This window comes from Ruminococcus sp. MCC718, assembly GCF_018783905.1.
Lineage (GTDB): Bacteria > Bacillota > Clostridia > Lachnospirales > Lachnospiraceae > Hominisplanchenecus > Hominisplanchenecus faecis.
In genome coordinates this window covers 1-12,123 of the sequence record NZ_WQNP01000100.1, presented here as the reverse complement: position 1 = coordinate 12,123, position 12,123 = coordinate 1, and the positions used below count along the sequence as shown (strand labels likewise).

11 protein-coding genes and 1 pseudogene are annotated in these 12,123 nt (G+C 45.4%); all 12 read left to right on the top strand.

The genetic code is table 11. The annotated features are described in order from the left end of the window. Nucleotides 1-105 precede the first annotated feature (105 nt). Nucleotides 106-1,191: an aspartate-semialdehyde dehydrogenase gene (gene asd, locus GPK60_RS08985; RefSeq protein WP_022118912.1), complete on the top strand. Its 1,086-nt coding sequence runs from the start codon at nt 106-108 to the stop codon at nt 1,189-1,191. 264 nt (nt 1,192-1,455) lie between these two features. Continuing rightward, on the top strand, nt 1,456-2,343 hold the full coding sequence (locus tag GPK60_RS08980) for an ABC transporter ATP-binding protein (RefSeq protein ID WP_215659421.1): 888 nt from the start codon (nt 1,456-1,458) through the stop codon (nt 2,341-2,343). Further along, nucleotides 2,336-3,139, top strand: a complete 804-nt coding sequence (locus tag GPK60_RS08975) for an ABC transporter permease subunit (RefSeq protein ID WP_022118910.1) — start codon at nt 2,336-2,338, stop codon at nt 3,137-3,139. The genes GPK60_RS08980 and GPK60_RS08975 overlap by 8 nt, the downstream gene beginning before the upstream one ends. A gap of 15 nt (nt 3,140-3,154) precedes the next feature. Next, nucleotides 3,155-5,191 (top strand): DNA topoisomerase, encoded by a 2,037-nt coding sequence (locus GPK60_RS08970; protein WP_215659419.1) that lies wholly within the window; start codon nt 3,155-3,157, stop codon nt 5,189-5,191. Next, on the top strand, nt 5,178-5,852 hold the full coding sequence (locus tag GPK60_RS08965) for a UDP-N-acetylglucosamine pyrophosphorylase (RefSeq protein ID WP_215659415.1): 675 nt from the start codon (nt 5,178-5,180) through the stop codon (nt 5,850-5,852). The genes GPK60_RS08970 and GPK60_RS08965 overlap by 14 nt, the downstream gene beginning before the upstream one ends. 634 nt (nt 5,853-6,486) lie before the next feature. Beyond that, nucleotides 6,487-7,605, top strand: coding sequence for a recombinase RecA (gene recA / locus GPK60_RS08960; RefSeq protein ID WP_147631098.1), 1,119 nt, complete (start codon nt 6,487-6,489; stop codon nt 7,603-7,605). Further along, on the top strand, nt 7,602-8,204 hold the full coding sequence (locus GPK60_RS08955; protein ID WP_215659412.1) for a regulatory protein RecX: 603 nt from the start codon (nt 7,602-7,604) through the stop codon (nt 8,202-8,204). Before recA ends, GPK60_RS08955 begins: the two co-directional genes overlap by 4 nt. A 14-nt stretch (nt 8,205-8,218) precedes the next feature. After that, nucleotides 8,219-9,238: a LacI family DNA-binding transcriptional regulator gene (locus GPK60_RS08950; RefSeq protein ID WP_252191342.1), complete on the top strand. Its 1,020-nt coding sequence runs from the start codon at nt 8,219-8,221 to the stop codon at nt 9,236-9,238. A 33-nt stretch (nt 9,239-9,271) separates the two neighbouring features. Next, nucleotides 9,272-9,550 carry a PTS system mannose/fructose/sorbose family transporter subunit IID gene (locus GPK60_RS08945; RefSeq protein ID WP_346727751.1) on the top strand — a complete coding sequence of 93 codons (279 nt, stop codon included), beginning with the start codon at nt 9,272-9,274 and terminating at the stop codon, nt 9,548-9,550. Between the two features lie 170 nt (nt 9,551-9,720). Then, nucleotides 9,721-11,259: a ribonuclease Y gene (rny, locus tag GPK60_RS08940; protein WP_346727754.1), complete on the top strand. Its 1,539-nt coding sequence runs from the start codon at nt 9,721-9,723 to the stop codon at nt 11,257-11,259. Nucleotides 11,260-11,428: 169 nt separating this feature from the next. Beyond that, nucleotides 11,429-11,833, top strand: a pseudogene (gene tnpA, locus GPK60_RS08935) (IS200/IS605 family transposase). A gap of 18 nt (nt 11,834-11,851) precedes the next feature. Continuing rightward, nucleotides 11,852-12,123: helix-turn-helix domain-containing protein (locus GPK60_RS08930; protein WP_215659409.1), on the top strand; the 272-nt coding region annotated here is incomplete at its 3' end.

The following is a 12,123-nucleotide window of genomic DNA, read 5'->3' as shown; positions in this document are numbered from 1 at the left end:
CTGAAATAGGATAGGATAGTTCGAGTAAAGACAAATGTCCGCACACAAAATACACGAACGATAAATTGTCCGTTGTAAATAAATTACGAAATGAGGATTTGAAAAATGGAACAGAAATTAAAAGTCGGTATCCTTGGAGCAACCGGAATGGTAGGTCAGCGTTTTATCTCTCTTCTTGAGAATCATCCATGGTTTGAAGTAACCACACTGGCAGCAAGCCCGAGAAGTGCAGGAAAGACATATGAAGAAGCAGTAGGCGGAAGATGGAAAATGGACACTCCGATGCCGGAAGCTGTAAAGAAGATCGTTGTCATGAATGTAAACGAAGTAGAAAAAGTTGCATCAAACGTAGACTTTGTATTTTCAGCCGTTGATATGTCAAAAGATGAGATCAAAGCGATCGAAGAAGAATATGCAAAGACCGAGACACCGGTTGTTTCCAACAACAGTGCACATCGCTGGACCCCGGATGTACCGATGGTTGTTCCGGAAATCAATCCACAGCATTTCGATGTGATCGAATCTCAGAAAAAACGTCTGGGAACCAAGAAAGGTTTTGTAGCAGTAAAACCGAACTGCTCTATCCAGAGCTATGCACCGGTACTGACTGCATGGAAAGAGTTTGAGCCATACGAAGTCGTAGCTACCACTTACCAGGCAATCTCCGGAGCAGGCAAGACTTTTAAAGACTGGCCTGAGATGGTAGAGAACATCATCCCGTACATCGGTGGCGAAGAAGAAAAGAGCGAGATGGAGCCGCTTCGTCTGTGGGGCGAAGTGAAAGACGGCGTGATCGTTCCGGCACAGAGCCCGGTCATCACCTGCCAGTGCATCCGTGTTCCGGTTCTGAACGGACATACCGCAGCAGTTTTCGTTAAGTTCAAAAAGAAACCGACCAAAGAACAGCTGATCGAAAAACTGGTGAACTTCAAAGGACTTCCTCAGGAACTGGATCTGCCAAGTGCACCGAAGCAGTTCATCCAGTACATGGAAGAAGACAACCGTCCGCAGGTAAAACTGGATGTCAACTACGAAAACGGCATGGGCGTATCGGTTGGCCGTTTAAGAGAAGATAAAGTTTATGACTGGAAATTCGTGGGACTGTCCCATAACACCGTCAGAGGAGCAGCAGGCGGAGCCGTCCTGTGTGCAGAGACCCTGACAGCAAAAGGATATATCACAAAGAAATAAAGAAAAACGGTTTAAAAAACAGGCTCAAAGAGATGTCAGCGAAAAGAAACGCCGGCATCTCTTTTTGCTCTTGCATTTTTGTTTGCCATTTTGTACAATATTCAGGAACGCAGCAAGAATGTCAGAGACATTCTTAATAATAGATATGATGTTGGGGTCCCAAGGTCTTTCATCCACCTATGAGCAAGCTCATGTGGATTTAGACCTTTTGCCCCTGGCATCATAAATATGACATTTCGAATTTTTACAGGTGGGTTTGAGTAAATGATAAGGATAAAAAACGTAACAAAGGATTATGGCAGCAATAAAGGTGTTTTTGATCTTTCTTTTGAAGTACAGGATCAGGAGACGTTTGGACTGCTGGGGATGGAAGGTGCCGGCAAGACGACACTTCTGCAGATTTTGATGGGATTTTCAAACCTTTCCGGGGGACGCTGCACGATCAACGCCAAACATTGTTGGAAACAAAGTACCGGTATTAAGAATTTTACCGGATATCTGCCGCAGAAGATCACACTGCCGGAGTCGATGACCAGTCTTCAGTTTTTTCGCTTTCTGGCAGATTTAAGAAACAGAAAAAGCCTGGAAAAAGCGATCCGCACAGCAGATGCATTTGAGCTGGACACTTCAAAAAAGATCCGTGATCTGAATCAGGAAGAGAAAAAAAAGCTGGCGATCGCCGGTGTATTTCTTCATGATCCGGAGGTGCTTCTGCTCGATGAACCGGAGAGTGATCTTGGCGAAAAGGCAAAAGTGCAGTTCATGAACCTGATCCTGGAAGAAAAAAGCAGGGGAAAGACGATCCTGATCGCTACCGGAAGTTTTGCGACGGCGGAGCGGCTCTGTGACCGCATCGGGATCCTGCGGCGTGGCATGCTGGTCAACCTGGATGATGTTTCCGTGATCCGTGAGGCCTCCAGAAAGGTATTCTGCATCGGATTTCGAAGTGAGCTGGAAGCAGTCCGTTTTGTCAGAGAGTCAGGATTTGATGTTTTAAATAAAAATGCGACTCAGCTTACCGTCTCGGTTTCCGGAGAACTGCAGAATTTTATCAAAGTGCTGTCAGGGTATAAAGTGCTGACCATGGAGAGCATTCCGCAGACGTTGGAAGAGACCTTTACCTATCTGTATGGAGGTGACCTGAGTGATTAATATTCCAATACTGAAGAAAAATTTCAGAGAACATATCTGGTTGTGGGGCATCGTCACCGCTGTACTGGTACTTTATCTGTTTCTGCTGTTGGGGACATACGCACCAGATGGAAAAGCCGGTGTGATCCTTTTATTTTCCGGGCTGCCGTCCGCAGTTCAGACAGCACTTGGGGCAGGCAATTACGGACTGTCTTTAAGTGGCATTTTGGGAGGCTATTTCTGGGAGAATATCTTTACACTGGTACCATTTGTAGTCAGTATCCCGGTGGCGGCATCTTTCGTTGCAGGCAAACTGGAAAGCGGTGCTTTTGCCTGGATTCTGTCGGCACCTGTGGAGCGTGAAAAGCTTTTATTTACTCAGATTTATTCTTTTACATTTGCCCTGTTTGCATTGTTTTTTGTAAATTGTCTGGTCGGAATAGTGTGCGGCCTGGCCTTTTGCGGATCGTATTTTGTGATTTCCGAGTTCTTACTGATGTGCCTTGGCGGATTCTGTCTGCATTTCTGCCTTGGAGGCCTGCTGTTTGTGATATCTGCAATGTGTGATGAGAAAGCACTGGCAGTGATGATCACGACAGGGATCGTACTGTTATTTTATATTCTGAAAATGCTCGCTTCGCTTGGGGGGATTTTCGGATATCTGAAATATGTGACGATCTTCTCCATGTATCTGGCGGACGATGTGATCGACGGGGGCATGTTTTTTATATGGAAATATCCGGTACTGATCTTGGCGGGCGTCCTGCTTTACTGGCTTTCCATGCGAATATTTGAGAAGCGGGATCTGCCGCTTTAAAAGAGGAGTAAATAATTGAAAAAATTATACATAGCAGAAAAACCGAGTGTTGCACAGGAATTTGCGAAAGCGTTGAAGATCCGGGCGGCAAGGAAAGATGGCTATCTGGAGGGGGAAGAGGCCGTTGTGACCTGGTGTGTCGGACATCTGGTGACGATGAGCTACCCGGAAATTTACGATGCTTCTTATAAAAAATGGAGCCTTGCGACGCTTCCGTTTCTGCCGGAGAACTTTCTTTACGAAGTGATCCCGGCGACGAAAAAGCAGTTCAAAGTGGTCAGCACTCTTTTAAATCGAAAAGATATTGATGTGATCTATGTCTGTACCGACTCCGGACGGGAAGGAGAATATATTTACCGCCTGGTGGAGCAGGAAGCACATGTTCAGGGCAAGAAAAGGCTGCGTGTGTGGATCGATTCTCAGACAGAAGAAGAAATCCTACACGGGATTGCGACAGCAAAAGATCTTTCCGCATACGATAATCTTGCAAGTGCCGCTTATCTGCGTGCAAAAGAGGATTATCTGATGGGCATCAATTTTTCCAGACTTTTAAGTCTGAAATACGGGCAGTCCATTTCAAGCTGCATGGGAACAAGATACACGGTGATATCAGTCGGACGTGTGATGACCTGTGTGCTTGGCATGATCGTCAGAAGGGAACGTGAAATCCGTCAGTTTGTGAAAATGCCGTTCTACCGTGTACTGTCTTCCATGGTATGCGGTGAAAGCACGATCGAAGGCGAGTTCCGTGCCGTCAAAGGTTCCGCGTATTTCCAGTCTCCGAAGCTCTACAAAGAGAATGGATTTTCGCATAAAGAAGATGCAAAAGAGCTGATAGAGAAGCTGAGCGATCCCAAACCGGTGCAGGCTGTGATCGAAAAGCTGGAACGCAAAAAAGAAAACAAAAATCCGCCGCTGCTTTATAACCTGGCGGAACTTCAGAATGACTGCTCGAAGCGTTACAAAATCAGCCCGGACGAGACCTTAAAGATTGTCCAGGAACTCTACGAGAAAAAGCTGGTCACTTATCCGAGAACGGACGCCCGAGTGCTGTCAACGGCAGTAGCAAAAGAGATCCACAAAAATATCCGCGGACTTTCCGGGTTTGCAAACGTGCAGTCTTATGCGGCGGAAGTTTTAGAAAGCACGGCCTGGAAAAAGATCGCATCGACACGTTACGTCAATGACAAACAGATCACCGACCATTATGCGATTATCCCGACCGGGCAGGGACTTTCGGCACTGCGGAGCGTAAGTGCCCTTTCGGTAAAGGTTTATGAGCTGATTGTAAGAAGGTTCCTCAGTATTTTTTATCCGCCGGCCATTTACCAGAAAACGACACTGGTTTCAAAAGTACAGCAGGAGTCCTTTTTCTCAAGTTTCCGTCTGCTTCTGTCCGAAGGATACCTTAAAGTGGCAGGCATGCCGGAAGAAAATAAGAAAAAAGACGATACAGAAGATGTGAAATGTGACGAAAATCTGCTTCAGGCACTACAGAAATGCAAAAAAGGTGATATACTTCCGGTGAAGGGCTTTTCCATCAAAGAAGGCGAAACTTCACCGCCGAAACGCTATACATCCGGTTCGATGATTCTGGCAATGGAGAATGCCGGTCAGCTGATCGAGGATGAAGAACTGCGTGCCCAGATCAAAGGAAGCGGCATCGGAACGAGTGCAACCAGGGCAGAGATTCTGAAGAAGCTTCAGGCAAACAAATACATTGCCCTGAATAAAAAAACGCAGGTTCTGACACCGACACATCTGGGGGAGATGATCTTTGATGTGGTGAACAATTCAATCCGTTCGCTGTTAAACCCGGAGCTTACGGCAAGCTGGGAAAAAGGGCTCACCTATGTGGCGGAGGGTACGATCACTTCCGGAGAATATATGGAAAAGTTAGAGGGCTTTATAAAAAGAAGAACCGATGCCGTACTTGGCAGCAATAGTTCCTATGCTTTGCGGAAACTGTTTGACGAATCGGCAGTTTTCTATAAAAAACAGCAAAAGCCGCAGAGGCGACTAACAGGAGGTAAGAAAGATGGAAACATGTAAAATCAAAAATCTCTATAATCTCGAGGAAACGATTGCAAAAGATCTGTTTGAAGGAGCCGTTTATCCGTGGGAAGTGCTTCCGAAGATCAGCGATTTTATCAAAAAACTGGGAGCGACCTTAAGCGAAGAAGAATACGAAAAACGCGGGGAAGACATCTGGATCGCAAAATCCGCAACCGTAGCACCGACCGCTTACATTCACGGACCGGCAATCATCGGAAAAGAAGCAGAAGTACGCCACTGTGCATTCATCCGCGGCAATGCGATCGTAGGTGAAGGAGCCGTTGTCGGCAACTCCACCGAGCTGAAAAATGTGCTCCTGTTCAACAAAGTACAGGTTCCGCATTACAATTACGTCGGTGATTCCATTCTTGGATACAAGGCACATATGGGAGCCGGTTCGATCACATCAAATGTCAAATCCGATAAAAAACTGGTAGTGGTAAAAGATGACAAAGGCAATCGCATCGAGACCGGACTGAAAAAATTCGGTGCCATGATCGGCGATAACGTAGAGGTAGGATGCGGCTCCATCTTAAATCCGGGAACCGTAGTCGGACCGGACAGCAATATCTATCCGCTTTCCTCTGTGCGTGAAGTGATTCCGGCACACAGCATCTACAAAAAACGCGGCGAAGTCGCAGAAAAAGTTGCTGACTGAGAAGGAGTCTGTTCCAGAAAGTCCCCAACTATGATGCCTACGGATTGTTCCGTGCGTTGCATTCCCACAATCCTTTCTACGCTCCGCTTCGATCGGAGCAAAACGAACATCAGAAAAGAGAAAACAGAACGAGAAATAAATTGACAATAAGTAAAGAGTAAACTATAATAAAGGAAGGATAATTTTGTCCTTCCTTTTGACATTTCATTTCACTCAGAGAAGAATGACATCAGATGTGAGGTGAATTCCGACTCTGGCATTCTTGAATTCGATAAACAGCAGGCAGCACTTCTGCTGCAAATTTCCAAACATGGACACGCTTTTAGGTTGACTTTTTTAAAAATATATATTAATATGGGGAGAGAACGAACATAAGTTCGCAAGCAAGCCCTTTTGCGTATTGCAAAGGTGCACAGAAGAAATGAGAAAACCATTGGCATTACAGAAACCAGGTATCAGATTGGTATAATCTGTATCGAAAGTATACGCTTGTGGTCAGTACAGTTGAGTATTTTCAAGTCGAACACATGTGAGACTTGGCAGGCGATTCGGGTCCGTTTTGCAGATATTTACCTGATACGGGAAGACAAGTGGAACAATATAGAGCAAATAGAAGATTAAGGAGGATATTAAAATGGGACAGGATGATAAGATCAAGGCACTGGAAGCGGCTATTACAAAAATTGAGAAAGATTTTGGAAAAGGTGCCATTATGAAACTGGGTGATTCTGGAAACCATATGAACGTGGAGACCGTTCCGACCGGCTCTCTGAGCCTGGATGTGGCACTGGGACTTGGCGGTGTTCCAAAAGGAAGGATCGTGGAGATCTACGGACCGGAGTCCAGTGGTAAGACGACCGTAGCACTGCATATGGTAGCAGAAGTCCAGAAACGCGGCGGTATCGCAGGATTTATCGATGCAGAGCATGCACTGGACCCGGTCTATGCAAAGAATATCGGCGTAGACATTGATAATCTTTACATTTCACAGCCGGATAACGGTGAGCAGGGACTGGAGATCGCAGAGACCATGGTGCGTTCCGGAGCAGTGGACATTATCATCGTGGACTCTGTGGCAGCACTGGTGCCAAAAACAGAGATCGAGGGCGATATGGGAGATTCTCACGTAGGTCTGCATGCAAGACTGATGTCTCAGGCACTTCGTAAACTGACCGGTATCATCGGCAAATCCAGCTGTACCGTGATCTTTATCAACCAGCTGCGTGAAAAAGTCGGTGTCATGTTCGGCAATCCGGAGGTTACAACCGGTGGCCGTGCACTGAAGTTTTACTCTTCCATCCGTATGGATGTACGCCGTATCGAGACACTCAAACAGGGCGGCGAGATCGTCGGCAACCGTGTGCGTGTCAAGATCGTCAAGAACAAGATCGCACCGCCATTTAAAGAGGCAGAGTTTGATATCATGTTCGGTCAGGGCATCTCAAGAGAAGGTGACATCCTTGATCTGGCAGTGAAAAATGAGATTGTAAACAAGAGCGGGGCATGGTTTGCCTATAACGGCATCAAGATCGGACAGGGCCGTGAGAATGCCAAGATTTACCTGAAGAACAATCCGGAGACGATGGCAGAGATCGAAAAACTGGTGCGTGAAAAGTATGGATTTGACGGTGCGGCAGCCGCAGATGATGAAAAAGAAGACAAAAAAGCAACAAAGAGCAGTACTGCGAAAAAGGATGCCGTAAAAGAAGAAACTCCGGCAGCAGATCCGGACGGCAGCGGGGATGAAGCATGATCGTCACTGCATTAGAGCCGGTCGGCAAAACGAGAGTGCAGGTCTTTTTAGACGGAGAAAAAGCTTTTGTCCTGTACCGGAATGAGGCTTACCGGATGGGGATCCGTGAAGGGGAATCCCTTTCAGAGCAGGCATATGCAGAGATCATGCAGGAGATCCTGCCCAAACGGGCCAGGCTGCGTTGCATGAATATCTTAAAAAGTGCAGATAAGACCGAATGGCAGCTGAGAGCAAAGCTCCGTCAGGGAGGATACCCGAAAGAGATCGAAGATATCGCTATCGAGTATGTGCGAAGCTTCCACTATATCGATGATGTACGTTATGCCGGATACTATATCGAGAGCCGCAGCCAGACAAAGAGCAAACGCCAGATCGTGCAGGACTTAAAAGCAAAAGGCGTTTCTTCAGAAGATATTGAAGCGGCATACGAACAGGCAGAAGGAAACAGCGAAGAAGAAACGATCCTCGCACTTGCGAAAAAGAAACGCATGAACCTGGAGAATCCAACAGCGGAAGAACAGCAGAAATACTATGTGTTCTTTATGAGAAAAGGATTTTCCTATGCTGCGGTACACAAGGTTCTGCGGGGGCTCGAATAATTAGGAGAATATTTTTGGCAACAATCAAAGAAATAGCAGAAAAGGCAGGTGTCAGTACCACAACCGTTTCCAACGTCATTCACGGGAAAACAAAAAAAGTATCACCTGCAACGATCCAGAAGATCGAAGCACTGATCAAAGAAGTTGGTTACGTGCAGAAAAGAGGACTGCGAATGCTGAATAACGAGAAGTCTCAGCTGATCGCAGTTGTCATCAACTATCATAAAGAATTCAAAGATTCCATTCTCGGAGATCCATTTTACGGGAAGATCATCGGATTTATCGAAGAATATGTGCAGAAACAGGGCTATTACCTGATGCTGTATTCCACAAAAGACATCGAAGAGATTTTTCAGATGGTGGCAGGCTGGGATGTGGACGGCGTGATCGCCATCTCCTTCAGCCGACACAACTGTGAAAAGATTTATCAGCTGATCAAAAAACCGATCGTGTCGATCGATTCCTACGGAAACGCAGCCAAAGACAGCCATCTGGTCAATATCGGTCTGGATGACGAAAGTGGCGGCTATCAGATGGTGAAATATCTGCTGGAATGCGGATATGAGCACATCAAAGTCTGTGCCGGAAGAGACAACGGTGTCGATCATCTGCGTTATGTCGGTGCACAGAGAGCCATGCAGGAGTGTGCGGCAGAAGGTCAGAAACTGCAGTTTGTGGCACTTGGCATGAACTATGAAAAACGAAAAGCAAGTTATGACTGGCTGGTACAGAGAAGATTGCCGGGAACGGCACTGTTCTTCCTCTCAGATATGTATGCACTGGAAGCGATCCGCTTCTGCACCGACAAAAAAGTAGGCGTGCCGCAGCAGATCGGCGTGGCAGGCTATGACGATATCAGCTATGCACAGTACTCCACACCGAGACTTACCACCATAAAGCAGGACGTGCAGAAAAAAGCACAGAAAGCAGTGGAGATCCTTCTGAAATGGATCGAAGAAGGCGAAGAATATCCGAAGCGGGAAGTAGAACTGCCCGTGACACTGATGAAAAGGAAGTCGGTGGAGAGAGACTGAAAAGCAAGATTCAGCAATATTGTTTGATTTTGCGTGATCGCAGCCGGTATCGCAGTTGGGCTTGGTATGACCGGAAATATTCTGGCACCGATCGTATTCTTACTGCTGTTTAACATTCCGTCCCTTCTTGTGAAATATTATGGAACCTTTCTGGGATACAAACTGGGTTCCGAATACATCCAGAAAATTTATGCAAGCGATCTGATGAATATTCTTACAAAAGCTGCAAGTACCGTAGGTCTGATCATGGTTGGCGGTATGACAATAAGCATTTCACAACAAAATAGGATGAAGCACTTCACAATTACTTGACAATATGCACAAAGCAATGTAAAATTAATATGTTGTACTTGTACAATGCGAGTAACAAAAAGGCATTTAAAGAAACATTGCAGCTGTGAAGATAAAGCAGTTACAGATGCTTTAAATCCGTCCGTTACTTGAAAATTCTATAAGGAGGTGCTCCTGTGGGCCCAGTAGTAATTGCTATTGCTGTTCTGGTGACTCTCATCATCGCCGTCCCTGTTACAGCTGTCGTAGCGATCTCTTACCGCAAGAAAGTGGTAGAGACAAAGATCGGCAATGCCGACGAGAAGGCAAGACAGATTGTAGATGACGCCTTAAAGGTTGCAGAGACAAAGAAACGGGAAGCACTGCTCGAAGTGAAAGAGGAATCCTTGAAAACCAAGAATGAACTGGAAAGGGAAACAAAGGAACGTAGAGCAGAGCTGCAGCGTTACGAAAAACGTGTACTGTCCAAAGAAGAAGCAGTGGACAAAAAAGCGGACGCAATCGAAAGAAGAGAGACAGGCTTAGCGGCAAAGGAAGAGGAAATCAAAAAGAGAAGCAATGAAGTGGAAAAGCTGACAGAACAGAGAGTACAGGAACTTGAAAGAATTTCAGGATTGACCTCCGAGCAGGCGAAAGAATATCTTTTAAAAACGGTTGAAGATGAAGTAAAACATGACACTGCCAAGCTTTATAAAGAGCTTGAGAGCAGAGCAAAAGAGGAAGCCGGCAAGAAAGCCAAAGAATATGTGGTCAATGCCATTCAGAAATGTGCGGCAGATCATGTTGCAGAGACTACGATCTCTGTAGTACAGCTTCCGAATGACGAAATGAAAGGAAGGATCATCGGACGAGAAGGCAGAAACATCCGTACACTGGAAACCATGACGGGTGTGGATCTGATCATCGATGATACTCCGGAAGCAGTGATCTTATCCGGCTTTGATCCGATCCGCCGTGAGGTGGCTCGTATCGCCCTCGAAAAACTGATCGTAGATGGCAGGATTCATCCGGCAAGGATCGAGGAGATGGTTGAGAAAGCACAGAAAGAAGTAGAGAACATGATCCGTGAGGAAGGTGAAGCAGCAACACTTGAAGTTGGTGTGCACGGCATCCATCCGGAGCTGGTGCGTCTCCTTGGACGTATGAAGTTCCGTACCAGTTATGGACAGAATGCACTGAAACATTCCATCGAGGTGGCACAGCTTTCCGGACTTCTGGCAGGTGAGATCGGTGTGGATGTCCGCATGGCAAAACGTGCCGGACTTCTGCATGATATCGGAAAATCCATCGACCATGAGGTTGAAGGTTCCCATATCCAGATTGGTGCAGATCTTTGTAAGAAATACAAAGAATCTCCGCTTGTCATCAATGCGGTGGAAGCACATCACGGAGATGTAGAACCTGAGAGTCTGATCGCATGCATCGTTCAGGCAGCTGATACGATTTCAGCAGCAAGACCGGGTGCGAGAAGAGAGACACTTGAGACTTACACAAATCGTTTGAAACAGTTAGAAGATATTACCAACTCCTTCAAGGGAGTAGACAAATCGTTTGCTATCCAGGCAGGACGAGAGATTCGTATCATGGTAGTTCCGGAACAGGTCAGCGATGCTGATATGGTTCTTCTGGCAAGAGATGTTGCAAAACAGATCGAGGCAGAGCTGGAATATCCTGGACAGATTAAAGTCAGCGTGATCCGTGAAAGCCGAGCGGTTGATTACGCAAAATAGCATTTAAACATACCCCGCATACCATAGCGATATGGTTTGCGGGATTTTTTTGTGCTGATTGCATCAGATTCTGCATGTGTTTGACTTGAAATAAGGCTACCGCAATCCCACTGGCTTTAGACGGTGGGTTAAGGTAGCCAAAAATCAGAAATTATAGTATACTCATGGCATGGGAACCTGGAAATCTAAAAACAGACACAAATACCTATTACAATATCACATTATTTTTGTCTGTAAATATAGGAAGAAATTACTGGTTTCGAGGCAGATATCAGATGATATAAAACAGTTTTCGTATGAGATATGTCAGAGACACAGTGTGATAATAAGATATATGAAAACAGATAAAGGCCACATTCACTATATGATAGAGACAGAACCAACAATGTCTATTAGTAAGATTGTAAACCTGATGAAGAGCTATACAATATACCATATATGAAAAAGTTATCCCCAATATTTACGAAAACAATTTTGGAAAGAACATACCTTTTGGACAGATGGATATTTTGCCTGTAGTGTAGGAAATGTATCGGAAGAAATGCTGAAGAGATATATAGAAAATCAAGGTTGAGAAAGAGGGTGACAGTGGATGTTAAAGGCATATAAATACAGAATATATCCTAATAATGAGCAGAAAATACAGATCGCAAAAACATTTGGCTGTTGCCGTTTTGTATATAATCAGACACTGGCATACCGGAAAGAAGTATATGAGAAAGAGAAAAAATCAGTCAGTAAAACCGACTGTAACAATTACTGCAACAGACAATTAAAGAAAGAATATGAATGGCTGAAAGAAGTGGATAAATTTGCTCTGACAAATGCGATTTACAACATGGATGCTGCATACCAGAAGTTTTT

Coding starts and splice junctions, on each gene's coding strand:
- asd (WP_022118912.1), top strand. CDS start 106: ATGGAACAGAAATTAAAAGTCGGTATCCTTGGAGCAACCGGAATGGTA.
- GPK60_RS08955 (WP_215659412.1), top strand. CDS start 7,602: ATGATCGTCACTGCATTAGAGCCGGTCGGCAAAACGAGAGTGCAGGTC.
- recA (WP_147631098.1), top strand. CDS start 6,487: ATGGGACAGGATGATAAGATCAAGGCACTGGAAGCGGCTATTACAAAA.
- GPK60_RS08965 (WP_215659415.1), top strand. CDS start 5,178: ATGGAAACATGTAAAATCAAAAATCTCTATAATCTCGAGGAAACGATT.
- GPK60_RS08980 (WP_215659421.1), top strand. CDS start 1,456: ATGATAAGGATAAAAAACGTAACAAAGGATTATGGCAGCAATAAAGGT.